We start from the raw sequence: 16,186 nt of genomic DNA, 5'->3' as shown, positions 1-16,186 counted from the left end.
GTGCAGGATCAGCCTTTCACAGACGATTTTCGCACGCAGCTTGACCTGTTGATGCGGCTCCGGCGCGACGTGCGTCGGTTCCGCACTGATCCGGTGAACGAGGCGACGCTCGCGCGTTGCCTCGACGCCTTTTCCATGGCCCCTTCGGTGGGGTTGTCGGAACCTTGGCGCATCCTGCGTATCAAAACCGAGACGGCCCGTGCCGCCGCGCTGGAAAACTTCTGCACCGCCAACGCCGAAGCCCTGTCGGGCTATTCCGGCAAACAGGCCCAAAACTACAGCAAGCTCAAACTCTCGGGCATGCAAGAGGCCCCAGTGCACCTCGCCATCTACTGTGACGACGCCACGCCCAAAGGCCACGGCCTGGGTGCCCGCACCATGCCCGAAATGCGCCGCTATTCTGTCGTGGCCGCCACCACCCTCTTCTGGTTGCGCCTACGCGCCGAAGGGTTGGGACTGGGCTGGGTGTCCGTGCTTGACCCCAAGCAACTGGCAATCGACCTCAATGCCGACCCCAGTTGGCAGTTGATCGGCTATTTTTGCATTGGCTGGCCGGAACAGATATCTGATACACCTGAATTGCAGCGCGAGGGCTGGGAACAGCGTCACGCACAACTGCCCATCGAAACCCGCTGAGGCCCCATGTCCGATACCAACGATAACGAACTGGTCTGTGTCGGCGCCATTGTCGGCTCTTACGGGGTACGCGGCGAAGTGCGGATCAAATCCTACTGCGCGGTCCCTGAAGACATCGAAACATATTCACCGCTGACGGATGAGACCGGTACCAAATCCTATTCCATCTTGCTGACGCGCGCGATCAAGAATGGCTTTTCCGCCCACATCGGCGACGTAGAGACCAAGGAACAAGGCGACGACCTGCGCGGCACACGCCTCTTTGCACGCCGCGATCAACTGCCCTCACTGCCCGACGACGAGTACTACCACGCGGACCTGAAGGGCCTTGCCGTCTTCGACACCGGCGGCACCCAACTGGGTCGCGTGAAAACCGTCCAAAACCACGGCGCTTCGGACCTGCTCGAAATCGAGGGGCCAGGGATCAAGGGCACGGCCCTCCTCCCCTTCACGCTGGCAGCCGTCCCTACAGTCGACCTCGCCGCGGGCCGCATCATCGTCGACCTACCCGAAGGTCTTCTCTGACAACTTCACCTGGCTCCAAGTATCCCGGAGCGCGAGGCAGAGCCTCGCACACTGCGCCGCAGGCGCTCATCGAGCGTGCGCAAGCACACAATTGGATCACGCGGGCTTTCCCAGACCCCACAGTTTGCCTATGACTCTGACATGACCGACGCACCCCAAAAATCCCATGGCCGCAAGGCGATCCGCCCCACCCTGAAACCGCGCGAGCTGATCACGGCCACGCCGGATCTGCACGGCGTGTGGAAGGCCAAGATCCTAACCCTCTTTCCTTCGGCCTTTCCCGGCGTGCTAGGAGAGAGCCTGACCGGCAAGGCTCTGCAAGATGGTCTGTGGCAATTGGAAACCATCGACCTGCGCCAATTCGGAGTCGGTAAACATCGCAATGTCGACGACACCCCCGCCGGCGGGGGCGCGGGCATGGTTCTGCGCGCCGACGTGTTGGGCAACGCCATCGAACATGCAATGGAAGGCGTCCGTGGCAATTGGCCAATCATCTACCTCTCGCCGCGTGGCAAACGTATGGATCAGCCAATGATGCGCAATCTCGCACGCGCTGACGGGGTTACCCTGCTCTGCGGCCGTTTTGAGGGCGTCGATGAGCGGGTTCTGGAACACTATGGCATTCAAGAGGTCAGTCTCGGCGACTTCGTCATGACGGGCGGCGAGATCGCGGCGCAGGCCCTGATCGACGCCACCGTTCGTTTGATTCCCAACGTTCTGGGGAACGCCGCCTCGACCGAGGAAGAAAGCTTTTCCTCGGGCCTGCTGGAACATCCCCAATACACCCGCCCCGCCGAATGGAAAGGCCGCCCGATCCCGGATGTCCTGATGTCCGGTCATCATGGCAAAGTCGCACAATGGCGCCAGGACCAGAGCGAAGAGCTGACCCGCACCCGTCGCCCCGACCTGTGGGATGCACTCCAGAAGCCCGCCAAAGACTAAGCCGTGCTTGACACCTTTGGCTCGACCCTGTCGAACTGTTCCCAACCAAAAGATCAAGGGAGAGCAGCGTGTTTTACGGTCGCCTAAAGGGACAAGACGGCGAACGTTTTCGCGACGCCTTGAAAACGCTACAGGAACTCTGCGGGCCGATGTTTGCCTCGGACAACCTGATCGGCCTGCAACGCGCCGCAGGTTTTCGTGAAGATCAGAAGTTCGTCGACACGCTAAAGCGCAATGCCGAAACCAAGCAAGAACTGTCGTTGGCATGGCGGTTGCACACGCTGTTGTGGGCTGCACAGAACACGCTGCACCTACCGGGGGATTTCGTGGAATGTGGGGTCTGGAAAGGCTTTTGTTTTGCCTTCATCACCGACTATCTGCAATTCCAGACCCTGGACAAAACGCTCTACCTCTACGACACCTACGAGGGCATTCCTGACGAAATGAACTCGGAAAAACGGTCCAACCAAGCGTATGAGAGGGACGTCAAGGATGACCCCGACGCGATCCTCAAGGTGGTTCAAAAGCGGTTCGCAGAAATCGCCAACGCCCGCATCGTGCGTGGGACGGTGCCCGATAGCTTTGCACAAGATTGCCCCGAACAGATCGCGCTCTTGCACATCGACATGAACTCGGCAGCTTCGGAAATCGCGGCCCTTGAGGCGCTCTTTGACAAGGTCGTTCCGGGCGGTTTGATCGTGTTTGACGACTATGGCTGGACCGGTTACGCCGCACAGCGTCACGCCGAAAACGCGTTCATGGCGGAACGCGGACACAACGTGCTGGAACTGCCCACAGGTCAGGGACTAGTGATCAGGCACTAAACGCCAATGGGGGTTGATCCTGCATCCCAAAAGACGTAAGTGACGCCAAGTCTGGAATCGCCCCTGTGCGCTCCGGGCTTTTGGCTGTTTCTGCCACAGCACCCTGAATGTCTTCTTCGACCGATGGGACCGGTAGCCAAACAGTCAACTTCAAGGAACAGACGACCTGATCTCTGGCGGGCTGCGCAAGCGGAACCCGATGAAGACCAAGAGCTATCTGGCCGCGCCCAAATCTTCGTGGAACAACCACGAGCAATAGTAGGAGACCTGCGATGGACCTGATCGCACAACTCGAGGCGGAACAAGTTGCCGCTCTGGGGAAAGACATCCCCGACTTCAAGGCCGGTGACACCATTCGCGTCGGTTACAAAGTGACCGAAGGCACGCGTAGCCGTGTTCAGAACTACGAAGGCGTCTGCATCAGCCGTAAACACGGTTCGGGCATTGCCGGTTCGTTCACCGTTCGCAAGATTTCGTTCGGCGAAGGCGTGGAACGTGTGTTCCCGCTGCACTCGACCAACATCGACAGCATCACCGTTGTCCGCCGTGGTCGCGTCCGTCGCGCCAAGCTGTACTACCTGCGCTCGCGCCGTGGTAAGTCCGCACGGATCGCAGAAGATTCCAACTACAAGCCCAAGTCGGGCGCTCAGGCGTAAGGATCGGTCTCATGAAAAAAGATACACATCCCGAGTACCACGTCATCAACGTCAAGATGACCGATGGCACCGTCGTTCAGATGAAATCCACTTGGGGCGCCGAAGGCGACCAGCTGGCTCTGGACATCGACCCCTCGGTTCACCCGGCATGGACCGGCGGCAACACCCGCCTGCTGGACGCCGGTGGCCGCGTATCGAAGTTCAAGAAGAAATACGAAGGTCTGGGCTTCTAAGCCATCTCGACCCTCACTTGACCCCAAAGGCTGCCTTTTGCCTAAGGCAGCCTTTTTTCATTCTCTCCCATCCGCGCGGGATCTGCCCGCGAGAAAGCCGTCCCCGTGAAACAAGTTCTTGCCGATGCGCTCAAAGAGCGCGGTTACGAAACCCTGACCCAAGTGCAGGAGGCCGTGACGCAGCCTGAACTCAACGACCGTGATCTGCTGGTGTCCGCGCAGACTGGATCGGGCAAGACTGTGGGCTTTGGCCTGGCGCTTGGTCCCACCCTGTTGGGTGAGGATGAAGCATTTCAGCAAGCCAATGCCCCTCTGGCCCTGATCATCGCCCCTACCCGCGAGCTGGCCTTGCAGGTGAAGCGCGAGCTGACGTGGCTGTATAACGGTGCGGGTGCATTTCTAGCGTCTTGTGTGGGCGGCATGGACATGCGCGACGAGCGTCGCGCTTTGTCGCGCGGTTCGCATATCGTTGTCGCTACTCCTGGACGTCTGCGCGACCACATCATGCGCGGCTCGATCGACCTGAGCCAGGTGCGCGGTGTCGTACTGGACGAAGCGGACGAGATGTTGGATCTGGGCTTTGCCGAAGATCTGGAATTCATCCTTGGCGAATGCCCCGAAGACCGCCGCACCCTGATGTTTTCCGCCACGGTGCCCCGCGGCATCGCCAAACTGGCCGAAAACTATCAAAATAATGCTGAACGCGTCACAACCGTTGCCGAGACCTCGCAGCATTCCGACATCGAATACCGGATGATGTCCGTGGCCCCTCAAGACGCCGAGAACGCGATAATCAACGTGTTGCGGTATTACGAGGCCCCCAACGCGATCATCTTTGCCAATACCCGCGCCATGGTTGCCCGCCTGACCGCGCGCCTGTCGAACCGGGGTTTCCCGGTTGTGGCCCTGTCGGGTGAGCTGACCCAATCCGAGCGTACCAACGCCCTGCAATCCATGCGCGACGGTCGTGCCCGCGTTTGTGTGGCCACCGACGTGGCCGCGCGCGGGATCGACCTGCCGGGTTTGGATCTGGTGGTCCACGCCGAACTGCCCAACAACCACGAAACACTGCTGCACCGCTCAGGTCGGACCGGCCGTGCCGGGCGCAAGGGCGTCAGCGCGTTAATCGTGCCACCCAAGGCGCGTTCCAAAGCACAACGTATTCTGCGGTTCGCCAAACTGACTGCCGAGATGTGCAACGCGCCTTCGGCAGACGAGGTAAAACTGCGCGATGAAGAGCGGATGCTGGCAGACTCTGCATGGCAGGAAGCCGTTTCCGAAAACGAGCAGGCGCCCGTTCAGAAACTGATGGATCAGTTCAGCCCGGAGCAGATCGCAGCTGCGTATTTGCGTCTGTACCACGAGCGCCATTCCGCCCCCGAAGAGCTTAACGCTGCGGACGCAGGCAAACAGCAGAAACCGCGTGCGGCCTTTGGCCCAAGCGTCTGGTTCTCAATCTCGGGCGGTCACGATGCTGGCGCCGAACCCCGCACCTATTTGCCGATGATCTGCAAGGCGGGTGATCTGACCAAGGACGACATCGGTGCGATCCGCGTGCAACAAAGCGAAACCTTTGTTGAGCTGAAACAAGAGGCCGTCGCGGGCTTCCTTGCCAATCTCGATGGCAAGACCGAACTTGAGCCCGGTGCGGTGCTGAAACAGCTCGCCTCGGCCCCCGATATTGCAAATTCACCGCGTCCAAGTTTCAAAGGCAAGCCACGCCCGGATCGGTCTGATCGCGGTGAACGCCGAGCCCCTCGGGATCGTGATGGTCAATCCGAACGTCCCGCGTGGAAAGACAAAGGCCACAAGGACGAGGGACGCAAGCCGCGTACCGGCAAGAGCGACAAACCAGCCCGGTCGACTCCGCCAATTGATTGGAACGACGCCTCAGAGCCGCGCAGGAAAAAACCCAAGGCTGGAACCCCCGGGAAAAGCGGTGATGCGCCATACAAAAAGCGCTCGACCGACGACCGCAGTGGCCCGGGTATTGTCGCGGAACCAGCCAAGAAACGGGCTGGCTCCAAACCGGGCTCCAAACCCTATGCCGGAAAAGCCGCTGACAAGCCCCGCGGCGGAAAGCCCAAAGGCCCGCCGCCGCCGGCCGGAAAACCGGACAGCAAGAAGAACAAAGCGCGCGCGATGGATTCCAGCAAACGGTACAACCCCAACAAGGGCGGGGATGCCAAGCCGCGAAAACCTCGCAAAGGGTGATGTGATACAGACCTGCTCAATCCACCCATAGATTGAGCAGGCAATGCCCAAGAACACTTTTCATGGTGTTCTTCTCAACATATAGTGGCGTCAACAATCGCGAGGATAACCTCGCGGAGCAAGGGACACGGGGCACATGGCGCATATCATTGTCGTCGGAAATGAAAAAGGCGGCGCAGGTAAATCCACTGTATCCATGCATGTTGCGACCGCGCTCGCCCGCATGGGGTTCAAGGTCAACACGCTGGACCTGGACCTGCGCCAACGCAGCCTGGGGCGCTATTCTGAAAACCGGGCAAGCTTTTTGAACAAGGCAGGTATTGAGCTACCGACGCCCCATACTCATGACCTGCCCGAGATCGACCCAGCCTCGCTGAAACCCGGCGAAAACATCTATGACCACCGCTTGTCGGCGGCCGTGTCCCGGCTGGAGGCCGATAGTGATTTCATCCTGATCGACTGTCCCGGCTCGCACACCCGCCTGAGCCAAGTGGCGCATTCGCTGGCCGATACTCTGATCACACCGCTCAACGATAGCTTTGTGGATTTCGATCTGCTTGCGCGAATTGATCCACTGGGCGAGAAGATCCTGGGTCCGTCGGTTTATTCCGAAATGGTCTGGAACGCGCGGCAGCTGCGAGCACAGGCAGGCCTGAAACCCATCGACTGGGTTGTCGTGCGCAACCGAGTCGGCACTCAGCGTATGGTAAACAAAGAAAAGATGCAGCGCGCGATCGAAATGCTGTCCAACCGCATCGGGTTCCGCATCGCACCCGGTTTTTCCGAGCGTGTGATCTTTCGCGAGCTGTTTCCACGTGGCCTGACCCTGCTGGATCTCAAGGACATTGGCGTTAAGCAACTTAACATTTCGAACATCGCGGCGCGCCAGGAATTGCGTGACATGATGAAGGCGCTCAATCTGCCTGGTGTCGAAATCGATTTCTGACACATCCTCGGAGCACTCCCGCCCGTCGTCGACGCCCCCCCATGGGGGCATCTCCTCCGGTTGGGCCGGGCTCATGCGAGCTGCGCCCGCATGAGCCTCTCTCGAAACACCTTGACGGGACAAACAACCCCCCGGTGGACACGGTTGCAGCGCTTCAGTGTTGTGGCGCGTAGATCGTATACAGTTCTTGCGGCTCAGACACACCGCGCAGCATGTACCGCCCGAGGCTGACCAGATCGTGCTTCGTTCCACCGCTTGCACGCACAATAGGCTCGGACAGGATAACACTGTGACCAACGGAACGGTGCAAGCCTGACAGTCGAACCGTCAGATTCACAGCAGGTCCTATCACGGTAAAATCCAACCGGTTCTCAGCTCCGATGTTACCGTAGAGAATCTCGCCCGCGTGCATCGCCAGCGTCACACCTGTTGTCGTCTCGCCATTGGCGCTCCGCTCTGCGTTTTTCTCGTCCATCTTGTTACGGAGTTCTGAAACCGCATCAAGACCCGCTGTCACCGAAGCCTGCAGGCTTTGGAGGTTGAACATCGCAAGAATGCCGTCACCCATGAACTTCAGGATGTTCCCGCCGTGCCCCTGGATCACGCCAACAGCCAGACCAAAGTAGTCGTTCAGCATCGCAATCAATTCGGGCCCTGGCGTGCGCTCGGTCAGGCTGGTGAAGTCTTTGAGGTCGAAGTAACACAGGACCGCATCAATCTGCTGCAAGGACCCGCGTTGCATTTCCCCTGACAGCACGCGCCGACCTGCGTCGCGGCCCAGATAGACTTGCAACAGATCAGCCGCCACGCGCCGGTTTGCGGCCGCTTTCAAAGCCAACGCCAGATAGGGCTGCGCTGCCCGGATCACGGACAAGTCACTGTCATGGAACCCATCTTCACCATCGCTGGTCCAGGACAGCAGAACTCCTTCGGGCGCGTTGGTCGGGTCCAGCGGCTGATCATCTTTGCGGGCTTCAAGCACAACGCCGGCCGCAAAGTAATCCGTCGCGCCAAGTTCCCTAAGTTCATCGAGAAGCGGAAACCGGCTTGTTTCGTTGCTGTCAATCAGCCGTTCGCGAAACTCGGTCAGGTTGCTTTCGAGCAAATGATAGAGCGGGCTTCGCAGCCACTCTGCGCGCGGGGTTTCCGAATAGGTATATTCCTCGCTGCTCATCCCCTCTTCACGCAGCCACTCAAACCCGATGCCACCGTACTGCGGGTGAAACGCGCTTTGGGCGACGTGCAGTCGATAAAGGGGAATGCCAAGATCCACCAGCTGTGAACAATAGCCTTGCAGCACTTCTTCTTGCGTAGCCCCCTCAAGCCCGCGTTGCAGCAACCAAGTGTTCAGCACATCGGCAGATGCATCGATAGGTGCGTGTCGTTGCCCGACATCGGTCATGGGGATCTCCTGTCCGCTACTTTTATTACCGGCGATATGTGCATTCGTATCGCGTTTGGACAGCCCCAGTATTCAGGTTTAGTCTAAACCGGCCAGCCGTCTCAGCATCATACGCAACAGAACCACTTCTCCGGCGGTGAATTGTTTTCCCAGCTGAGTCTCATAGGCCTCGGCCTCCTGGCGCAGCTCGCGATAGACGACAAGGCCTGCTGGGGTCAACGTCAATCGCTCGGACCGGCGGTCGTGCTCATCACGTGTGCGTGTAAGATAGCGCCGCTGGCTCAGCTTGGCCACGGCGCGACTGATCTTAGTCTTGTGCATGACAGCGCGCTCGCCGATTTCTTTGGCGGTCATCTCGCCATAGTTGCCCAGATGGAACAACACCCGCCATTCGGTGCGCAGCATCCCATAGCGATTCTTGTAGGTACGCTGAAACCCCAAGGAGCTTTGTTCCGCAGCCAGGTTCAGCAGAAACGGCATGAAATTCCGCAAATCAAAGTCGTCTTTTTCGGTCATTTTTGCTCTCCTTGTTCTTGTTAGTTACAAAATCAACTATTATTCCACAAGCCAGAACGGAGGAACGCGCGATGAATCGTCCAACCGACCCACATAATTTTGTTCAGGCCACAACGGCAACCGGTACGACCGAAGGCTACATGCCCGGCTTTGGAAACGACTTTGAAACCGAAGCCCTGCCGGGGGCCTTGCCCCAAGGCATGAACAGCCCGCAAAAATGTAACTATGGCCTTTACGGAGAGCAGTTGAGCGGCACGGCCTTTACCGCCAACCCGCCGGAACGGACCTGGTGTTACCGCATCCGGCCGTCGGTCAAGCATTCGCACCGCTATGAAAAGATCGACCTGCCCTATTGGAAATCGGCCCCTTGCGTTGATCCTGATGTGATCAGCTTGGGTCAGTACCGTTGGGACGCGGTCCCACATTCCGACGAGGGGCTGACCTGGATGACAGGCATGCGCACTATGACCACGGCCGGCGATGTAAACACACAGGTCGGCATGGCCACGCACATCTATCTGGTGAGCGAGTCGATGGAGGATGCCTATTTCTTCTCGGCCGACAGCGAGATGCTGGTGGTCCCGCAAGAAGGGCGCCTGCGTTTTGCGACCGAGCTGGGGATCATCGATGTCCAACCGCAAGAGATCGCCATCCTGCCACGTGGCCTCGTCTATCGGGTCGAAGTACTCGAAGGGCCTTGCCGCGGTTTTGTCTGCGAAAACTATGGGCAGAAATACGAACTGCCGGGACGCGGCCCGATTGGCGCCAACTGCATGGCGAACCCACGCGATTTCAAGGCACCAATCGCGGCATTTGAGGATCGCGAGACGCCCTCGACTGTCACCGTGAAATGGTGCGGCCAGTTCCACACTACCAAGATCGGGCATTCGCCGCTGGACGTGGTCGCCTGGCACGGCAACTATGCGCCTTACAAATACGACCTGCGTACCTATTGCCCGGTCGGCGCGATCCTGTTTGATCACCCGGACCCGTCGATCTTTACCGTACTGACCGCGCCTTCGGGCCAACCGGGTACAGCCAACATCGACTTTGTGCTGTTCCGTGAACGTTGGATGGTGGCAGAAAACACCTTTCGCCCGCCATGGTATCACAAGAACATCATGTCCGAGTTGATGGGCAACATCTATGGCCAGTATGACGCCAAGCCGCAGGGGTTCGTGCCCGGTGGCATGAGCCTGCACAACATGATGCTGCCCCACGGTCCGGACAAGAACGCGTTCGAGGGCGCGTCGAATTCGAACCTGGGTCCCGAAAAGCTGGACAACACCATGTCCTTTATGTTCGAGACCCGCTTCCCGCAGCATCTGACAGGGTTTGCCGCAAACGAGGCACCGTTGCAGGATGACTACATCGACTGCTGGGAAGACATCGAAAAGAAATTTGACGGCACACCAGGGATGAAGTGAAGGTGACAGGGGGCGCTGCCCTCCTCTTGCCCCGATGGGGCAAGTTCCCCCCGCCGTATTTGGAACAAGAAGAAACATGGGGGCCGCGCTCCCCCGCACCGAAAGGACAAGACATTGCCTTTGATGACATCCTGGGTGGCCTCGGCCAACGACGCCAACCACCCGTTTCCGCTCAACAACCTGCCGTATGGTGTGTTTTCGACCGAAGGCTCTGACCCGCGCTGCGGCGTGGCGATCGGGGACATGATCCTGGACGTCACCGCCGCCGAGGCCGAGGGGCTGATGGCCCTGACCGATGAGCCGCTCTTTGACATGCCGTTTTGGAACGTCCTGATGGAAGAGGGTCCGGCTGTCTGGACCGCCTTTCGCGAGCGTCTGACTGCGCTGCTGGCTGAAGGATCCAGCGAGCAGGGCAAGGTAGAGCCGCTGCTGGTGGCCGCCGCCGACGCCGATCTGCACATGCCTTTTGCCGTCAGCGAATACACCGATTTCTACGCCGGTAAGCAGCATGCTCAGAACATGGGCGCGATCCTACGCGGCTCGCCTGATCTGCCTGCCAACTGGCTGCACATTCCCATCGGGTACAACGGTCGCGCGTCGTCCGTTGTGGTTTCGGGCACACCGATCCACCGCCCCAATGGTCAGACCAAGGCGCCGGATGCAGATATGCCGTCTTTTGGCCCCTCCAAGCGGCTGGACATTGAACTGGAAATGGGTGCCATCGTCGGCACCGGATCGGACTTTGGTCAGCCCGTCACGGTCGATGAGGCTGACGCCATGATCTTTGGCTATGTGCTGCTGAACGACTGGTCAGCTCGTGACATCCAGGGGTGGGAGTATCAGCCGCTTGGTCCGTTCCAGGGCAAGGCGTTTGGCACTTCGATTTCACCGTGGATCGTGACCGCTGCGGCACTGGACAGCTTCCGCGCGCCTACCCCCGCGCGTGACAAGGAACTACTGCCCTACCTGAACGGCAGCAAGGACGGCCTGTATGACATCGAGCTTGAGGTTCTGATGCAGCCCGAAGGCGCCGACGCCGCATCCGTCATCGCCAAAACCAACTACAACCGGATGTATTATTCCGCCGCCGAACAGCTGTGCCACCACGCGATAGGCGGCTGTGAAATGAACGCCGGCGACCTGCTGGGTTCTGGCACCATTTCCGGCCCGGTGCGCGAGGAATACGGCTCGCTCATGGAACTCAGCTGGGCAGGCCGTGAGCCTTTCACGCTGGAGACCGGCGAGACCCGCGGTTTCATCGAAGACGGCGACACACTGACCCTGCGCGGCAATGCCCGTGGCGACGGGTTCACCATTGGCTTTGGCGACTGCACCGGGGAAATCCTGCCCGCCGTCAGCTGGCCCGCAGAATAAGGAAACAGACCCATGGCAAAAGCATTCGCGTCCCAAGGGGACATGTCCGAGAAGAAGATCACCTTTGATGAAATTGGCGAGGGGCTTTACGCCTTTACCGCCGAGGGCGACCCGAATTCGGGCGTGATCATCGGCGACGACAGCGTGATGATCGTCGAAGCGCAGGCCACCCCACGCCTGGCAAACAAGGTGATCGAATGTGTGCGTTCGGTGACCGACAAACCGATCACCCATGTGGTGCTGACCCACTATCACGCGGTTCGCGTATTGGGGGCGAGCGCGTTCAACGCGCAGCAAGTGATCATGTCGAACACCGCCTACAACATGGTGCTGGAGCGCGGGCAAGAGGATTGGGACAGCGAATTCCAACGCTTCCCCCGCCTGTTTGAAGGCCACGAAAGCATTCCCGGCCTGACCTATCCGACCACCACATTCACCGATCAGATGACTGTTTTCCTGGGCAAGCGCAGGGTCGACATCAAACAGATCGGCCGTGCACACACCGCTGGTGACGCGGTGATCCACGTGCCGGATCAGAACGTCATGTTTACCGGTGACATCGTCGAATACCACTCGGCCTGTTATTGCGGCGACGGGCATTTCGCCGATTGGGGCCAGACGCTGAACAACATCAAGGCCTATGACGTGGACGCGATTGCGCCGGGTCGCGGTGATGCTCTGGTGGGCAAAGAGATGGTGAACGCCGCCATCGAAAACACCCGCGATTTTGTCGATAGCACCTATCGCCCGGTACAGCGGATCGCCGCACGCGGCGGGTCGCTGAAAGAGGCATGGGACGCCGTGCGCGCCGAGTGTGACCCCAAGTTCGCGGACTATGCCATCTACGAACACTGCCTGCCGTTCAACGTCGCCCGCGCCTATGACGAAGCCCGTGGCATCGCACACCCCCGCATCTGGACCGACAAACGCGATCTGGAAATGTGGGCAGAGTTGCAGGGCTAACACGCTGCAGGGGCGTCTTTGATCCAGATCGTGTCGCCCTAAACCGAAACGGAAGACAATAAACCATCACTCCCGGCGGTCCATCGCCGGGACCCAGGAAACTTGTGCCTTCTGGCACCGTTTGAGGGGGGAGAGCCCATGAACAAGATCTTCGAAGTTCCACTTTACGCCTACAACCGCAGCCCGGATCAAGACGCGTCTGCACCTGTTCGGCACAAGGTAGCCGTCATTGGTGCGGGCCCCGTTGGCCTGGCCGCCGCCATTGATCTTGCGCAGCAAGGGATTGAAGTTGTCGTGCTGGATGACAACGACAAGGTCAGCTTTGGTAGCCGCGCCATCTGCTTTGCCAAACGCCCCCTGGAAATCCTTGACCGTCTTGGCTGCGGCCAACCGATGGTCGACAAGGGCGTGCAATGGAACATGGGCAAAGTCTTCTTTGACGATCGCCAGGTCTATGACTTCAACTTGCTGCCCGAAGAGGGGCACGCGCGCCCGGCCTTCATCAACCTGCAGCAATACTATTTCGAAGAGTATTTGGTAGATCGCGTTCGCGAATTGCAAGCCGATGGCGCCCCGATTGAAATCCGCGGCCGCAACAAGGTCGAAGCGATCGGCACCCACCCAGACCATGTGAAACTTGAGGTCGAGACGCCTGAAGGATCGTACACGATTGAGGCCGAGTGGCTAATCGCCTGTGATGGAGCCGGGTCACCGACCCGCCGTATGTTAGGCAAGGATTTTGTTGGTCGCGTGTTCGAAGACAACTTCCTGATCGCCGATGTGATCATGGACGCCGATTTCCCGACTGAGCGTTGGTTCTGGTTCGATCCACCGTTCAACAAGGGGCAATCGGCGCTGCTGCACAAGCAACCCGATGGCGTCTGGCGCATCGACCTGCAATTGGGCTGGGACATCGACAAGGAACGTGAAAAGCGCCCGGAGAATGTCATCCCGCGCCTCAAAGCGATGCTGGGCGAGGACATCGAATTTGAGCTGGAATGGGTCAGCATCTACACTTTCCAATGCCGCCGGATGGAGCAATTCCGCCATGGGCGCGTGCTCTTTGCAGGCGACGCCGCACATCAGGTCTCGCCCTTTGGTGCGCGGGGTGCGAACTCGGGCCTTCAGGACACTGACAACCTGGTCTGGAAGCTTAAGCTGGTGATGGAAGGCAAAGCGCCCGAAAGCCTGTTGGACAGCTATGACATTGAACGTGTGCACGGAGCCGATGAAAACATCCTGAACTCGTCACGCTCGACCGATTTCATCACGCCAAAGTCCGAGATGAGCCGCATTCTACGCGACGCAGTGCTCGACTTAAGCGAGCATCACGAATTTGCCCGCCCGTTGGTAAACTCGGGTCGCCTGTCGGTGCCTTGCACCTATGACGGCTCCCCACTGAACTCTGCCGATGCACTGGATGGCCCGGCCCGCACACGACCCGGCTCGGCTTGCCCAGATGCGCCGTTGGGGGATGGTTTCCTGCTGCCGAAACTGGCGGACAAATTCACCCTGCTCACCATCGACGCGGACGCGCCGGATATGATCGAAGAAGACGGCGTCGAGGTCACCCGACTGGCGCTGTCGGTCAAGGATGACGCAACGCTGGCGCTCAAAGAGCGGTATCTGGGCGACAACGACAGCGGTGTCTACCTGATCCGTCCCGATCAGCACGTGGCCGCCCGCCGACCCAGCTTTGACGAACCCCAAATCCGCGCCGCGATCCGTCGCGCCACAGGCAAGGAGTAACACAGATGAACGACCTGATCCTGACCCCGAACATCGACGGAGCAGATGACTTCTACGCCGAGTTGCTCAGCCTTCACGAAGGCCTGGACAAGGCCGACAGCGACGCGCTGAACGCGCGTCTGGTGCTGGTTCTGGCAAACCACATTGGAAACCGCGCGACCCTGACCCAGGCGCTGGCGGCTGCCGCGCTCAAAGAGGAGGTTTGATACATGAAAGTCGAAAAGATCCACCACGTTGCCTATCGCTGCAAGGACGCAAAAGAGACGGTGGAATGGTACGGCAAAATGCTGAACATGGAGTTCATCCTGGCAATTGCCGAGGATCACGTGCCGTCCACCCACGAACCTGATCCCTATATGCACCTGTTCCTGGATGCCGGAAATGGTAACGTTCTGGCGTTCTTTGAACTACCCACAAAGCCCGAAATGGGCCGGGACCCGAACACACCGATCTGGGTTCAGCACATCGCATTCAAGGTCAAAGACCGCGATACACTGATCGAGTTCAAAGAGCACCTCGTGGCCAATGGCGTTGAAGTTTTGGGTGTCACGGATCATTCGATCTTTCACTCGATCTATTTCTTCGACCCCAATGGTCACCGTGTGGAACTGGCCTGCCCTGATCCTGAAGAAGAAGCCATGCTCAAGCGCATGGATGAGGTGAAGTGGGATATGTTGAACGAATGGTCCGTGACCAAAAAGGCGCCCAAACACGCCGATTGGCTGCACGCCAAAGAGCTGAACAAAGTCGACTGAATCCGCTAGGCTGAATCAACAGAGACCGGCTCAACGGGCCGGTCGCTCGCACATGTATGGAGGCCTTGATGAGCGATACGATCCTTTTTGACTACTGGAGATCTTCGGCCAGCTATCGGCTGCGTATCGCGTTGAACCTCGCAGGGATCGATTATCAGGCGATCTCGGTCGATCTGGTCAAAGGCGAGCACAAGTCGCCCGAGCATCTTGCCCGCAACCCGCAAGGGTTTGTGCCAGTGTTGGAAATCGACGGGCTTCGCCTGACACAGTCGCTGGCAATCCTCGACTATCTGGATCAGACCCGAGACCTGGGCCTGCTGCCCAAAGACCCAGGCGCGCGCGCGCAAGCGCAGGCCCTGGCGCATTCCATCGCCGTGGACATTCATCCGGTTTGCAATCTGCAAGTCGCCAAACATGCAACAACACTCAGCGGCGGGGTCGACGGCATGCCCGGCGACTGGATGACCCATTTCATCCAACCCGGCCTGCATGCGTTCGAGACCATGCTAGGCGCATACGCACAAGCCCCATTTTGCACCAGCGACACACCGGGATTGGCCGACATCTGCCTGATGCCACAGCTTTACAACGCCCGCCGCTGGGGTGCTGACATCAGTGACATGCCCCGGCTTACCAGCGTGGAAACCGCCTGCGCCGCACATCCTGCATTTGCCGCAGCCCACCCCGATCGCTGGAAACCTGCCTAAGCGTGAGGTCGGGGTTTACAACCATTCCGAAAACTCACCTATTTCCACACCGCTCGACCCAATGGTCATGTCGAGCTGCTTCAAGAACACAGGGTTTACATCCTCAAGATCATGAACAGTGGCGCCGCCGAGTTCAGGTTCATTCAGGGCAAGGCCCTCGTTCGCAGCACCGTCCAGATGATCATCAATCCGAGATCGCATTTCCAAATACCTCTGAAATTGAAAATTTTGCTACCTCCGACGCGGATTTGACGCTTTCGAACTGTCCTTGTCCAGAGACGTCGAGTTAGAATCGGAAAAACGACAGGGGACAAGAT

At 59.0% G+C, this 16,186-nt stretch carries 18 protein-coding genes; 15 read left to right on the top strand and 3 right to left on the bottom strand.

Features of this window, described 5'->3' with window-relative positions:
- From bluB to G6R15_RS19875, 8 genes are all read left to right on the top strand, one after another.
- The gene (gene bluB / locus G6R15_RS19910; RefSeq protein ID WP_205520591.1) at window positions 1-636 is read left to right on the top strand and encodes a 5,6-dimethylbenzimidazole synthase; all 636 of its coding nucleotides are present in this window, start codon (window positions 1-3) and stop codon (window positions 634-636) included.
- 6 nt (window positions 637-642) lie between these two features.
- Window positions 643-1,161, top strand: a complete 519-nt coding sequence (gene rimM / locus G6R15_RS19905) for a ribosome maturation factor RimM (RefSeq protein ID WP_164661729.1) — start codon at window positions 643-645, stop codon at window positions 1,159-1,161.
- 141 nt (window positions 1,162-1,302) lie between these two features.
- On the top strand, window positions 1,303-2,103 hold the full coding sequence (gene trmD, locus G6R15_RS19900) for a tRNA (guanosine(37)-N1)-methyltransferase TrmD (protein WP_164661728.1): 801 nt from the start codon (window positions 1,303-1,305) through the stop codon (window positions 2,101-2,103).
- 68 nt (window positions 2,104-2,171) lie between these two features.
- Entirely contained in the window at window positions 2,172-2,927 is a 756-nt protein-coding gene (locus G6R15_RS19895) for a TylF/MycF/NovP-related O-methyltransferase (RefSeq protein ID WP_164661727.1), read from the top strand.
- A gap of 272 nt (window positions 2,928-3,199) precedes the next feature.
- Window positions 3,200-3,583, top strand: a complete 384-nt coding sequence (gene rplS / locus G6R15_RS19890) for a 50S ribosomal protein L19 (protein WP_164661726.1) — start codon at window positions 3,200-3,202, stop codon at window positions 3,581-3,583.
- A gap of 11 nt (window positions 3,584-3,594) precedes the next feature.
- Window positions 3,595-3,816 (top strand): 50S ribosomal protein L31, encoded by a 222-nt coding sequence (rpmE, locus tag G6R15_RS19885; RefSeq protein ID WP_108789909.1) that lies wholly within the window; start codon window positions 3,595-3,597, stop codon window positions 3,814-3,816.
- 105 nt (window positions 3,817-3,921) lie between these two features.
- Entirely contained in the window at window positions 3,922-6,030 is a 2,109-nt protein-coding gene (locus G6R15_RS19880) for a DEAD/DEAH box helicase (protein ID WP_164661725.1), read from the top strand.
- A gap of 136 nt (window positions 6,031-6,166) precedes the next feature.
- Entirely contained in the window at window positions 6,167-6,976 is an 810-nt protein-coding gene (locus tag G6R15_RS19875) for a division plane positioning ATPase MipZ (protein ID WP_164661724.1), read from the top strand.
- Window positions 6,977-7,130: 154 nt separating this feature from the next.
- Here G6R15_RS19875 and G6R15_RS19870 read toward each other — a convergent pair whose 3' ends face one another.
- Window positions 7,131-8,378 carry an adenylate/guanylate cyclase domain-containing protein gene (locus G6R15_RS19870; protein ID WP_164661723.1) on the bottom strand — a complete coding sequence of 416 codons (1,248 nt, stop codon included), beginning with the start codon at window positions 8,376-8,378 and terminating at the stop codon, window positions 7,131-7,133.
- Window positions 8,379-8,456: 78 nt separating this feature from the next.
- Window positions 8,457-8,894, bottom strand: coding sequence for a MarR family winged helix-turn-helix transcriptional regulator (locus G6R15_RS19865; RefSeq protein ID WP_164661722.1), 438 nt, complete (start codon window positions 8,892-8,894; stop codon window positions 8,457-8,459).
- A 71-nt stretch (window positions 8,895-8,965) separates the two neighbouring features.
- On the opposite strand from G6R15_RS19865, the gene hmgA reads away from it, so the two are divergent.
- The 7 genes from hmgA to maiA all read left to right on the top strand — a co-directional run bounded on the left by hmgA (window position 8,966) and on the right by maiA (window position 15,869).
- Window positions 8,966-10,321, top strand: coding sequence for a homogentisate 1,2-dioxygenase (hmgA, locus tag G6R15_RS19860; RefSeq protein ID WP_164661721.1), 1,356 nt, complete (start codon window positions 8,966-8,968; stop codon window positions 10,319-10,321).
- Window positions 10,322-10,435: 114 nt separating this feature from the next.
- Window positions 10,436-11,695, top strand: a complete 1,260-nt coding sequence (gene fahA / locus G6R15_RS19855) for a fumarylacetoacetase (protein WP_164661720.1) — start codon at window positions 10,436-10,438, stop codon at window positions 11,693-11,695.
- 12 nt (window positions 11,696-11,707) lie between these two features.
- A complete protein-coding gene (locus tag G6R15_RS19850) occupies window positions 11,708-12,658 on the top strand; it encodes an MBL fold metallo-hydrolase (RefSeq protein WP_164661719.1) in 951 nt (316 codons plus the stop codon).
- Between the two features lie 138 nt (window positions 12,659-12,796).
- Window positions 12,797-14,407, top strand: coding sequence for an FAD-dependent oxidoreductase (locus G6R15_RS19845; RefSeq protein WP_164661718.1), 1,611 nt, complete (start codon window positions 12,797-12,799; stop codon window positions 14,405-14,407).
- A 5-nt stretch (window positions 14,408-14,412) separates the two neighbouring features.
- Window positions 14,413-14,613: a DUF2783 domain-containing protein gene (locus G6R15_RS19840; protein WP_164661717.1), complete on the top strand. Its 201-nt coding sequence runs from the start codon at window positions 14,413-14,415 to the stop codon at window positions 14,611-14,613.
- A 3-nt stretch (window positions 14,614-14,616) separates the two neighbouring features.
- Window positions 14,617-15,162 (top strand): VOC family protein, encoded by a 546-nt coding sequence (locus G6R15_RS19835; protein ID WP_164661716.1) that lies wholly within the window; start codon window positions 14,617-14,619, stop codon window positions 15,160-15,162.
- A gap of 68 nt (window positions 15,163-15,230) precedes the next feature.
- Window positions 15,231-15,869 (top strand): maleylacetoacetate isomerase, encoded by a 639-nt coding sequence (gene maiA / locus G6R15_RS19830; protein ID WP_164661715.1) that lies wholly within the window; start codon window positions 15,231-15,233, stop codon window positions 15,867-15,869.
- 15 nt (window positions 15,870-15,884) lie between these two features.
- Here maiA and G6R15_RS19825 read toward each other — a convergent pair whose 3' ends face one another.
- Window positions 15,885-16,070, bottom strand: coding sequence for a hypothetical protein (locus tag G6R15_RS19825; protein ID WP_164661714.1), 186 nt, complete (start codon window positions 16,068-16,070; stop codon window positions 15,885-15,887).
- Window positions 16,071-16,186: the final 116 nt, after the last annotated feature.

This window comes from Tropicibacter sp. Alg240-R139, assembly GCF_900537075.1.
GTDB lineage: Bacteria > Pseudomonadota > Alphaproteobacteria > Rhodobacterales > Rhodobacteraceae > Falsiruegeria.
Note: the sequence above shows the minus strand (reverse complement) of the source record. Positions and strands in the feature narration are given on the sequence as shown.

What these genes read in the sequence shown, in the direction of transcription:
- rimM (WP_164661729.1), top strand. Translation starts at nt 643, where the DNA reads ATGTCCGATACCAACGATAACGAACTGGTCTGTGTCGGCGCCATTGTC.
- trmD (WP_164661728.1), top strand. Translation starts at nt 1,303, where the DNA reads ATGACCGACGCACCCCAAAAATCCCATGGCCGCAAGGCGATCCGCCCC.
- rplS (WP_164661726.1), top strand. Translation starts at nt 3,200, where the DNA reads ATGGACCTGATCGCACAACTCGAGGCGGAACAAGTTGCCGCTCTGGGG.
- rpmE (WP_108789909.1), top strand. Translation starts at nt 3,595, where the DNA reads ATGAAAAAAGATACACATCCCGAGTACCACGTCATCAACGTCAAGATG.
- G6R15_RS19875 (WP_164661724.1), top strand. Translation starts at nt 6,167, where the DNA reads ATGGCGCATATCATTGTCGTCGGAAATGAAAAAGGCGGCGCAGGTAAA.
- G6R15_RS19870 (WP_164661723.1), bottom strand. Translation starts at nt 8,378, where the DNA reads ATGACCGATGTCGGGCAACGACACGCACCTATCGATGCATCTGCCGAT.
- G6R15_RS19865 (WP_164661722.1), bottom strand. Translation starts at nt 8,894, where the DNA reads ATGACCGAAAAAGACGACTTTGATTTGCGGAATTTCATGCCGTTTCTG.
- hmgA (WP_164661721.1), top strand. Translation starts at nt 8,966, where the DNA reads ATGAATCGTCCAACCGACCCACATAATTTTGTTCAGGCCACAACGGCA.
- G6R15_RS19850 (WP_164661719.1), top strand. Translation starts at nt 11,708, where the DNA reads ATGGCAAAAGCATTCGCGTCCCAAGGGGACATGTCCGAGAAGAAGATC.
- G6R15_RS19845 (WP_164661718.1), top strand. Translation starts at nt 12,797, where the DNA reads ATGAACAAGATCTTCGAAGTTCCACTTTACGCCTACAACCGCAGCCCG.
- G6R15_RS19840 (WP_164661717.1), top strand. Translation starts at nt 14,413, where the DNA reads ATGAACGACCTGATCCTGACCCCGAACATCGACGGAGCAGATGACTTC.
- G6R15_RS19835 (WP_164661716.1), top strand. Translation starts at nt 14,617, where the DNA reads ATGAAAGTCGAAAAGATCCACCACGTTGCCTATCGCTGCAAGGACGCA.
- maiA (WP_164661715.1), top strand. Translation starts at nt 15,231, where the DNA reads ATGAGCGATACGATCCTTTTTGACTACTGGAGATCTTCGGCCAGCTAT.
- G6R15_RS19825 (WP_164661714.1), bottom strand. Translation starts at nt 16,070, where the DNA reads ATGCGATCTCGGATTGATGATCATCTGGACGGTGCTGCGAACGAGGGC.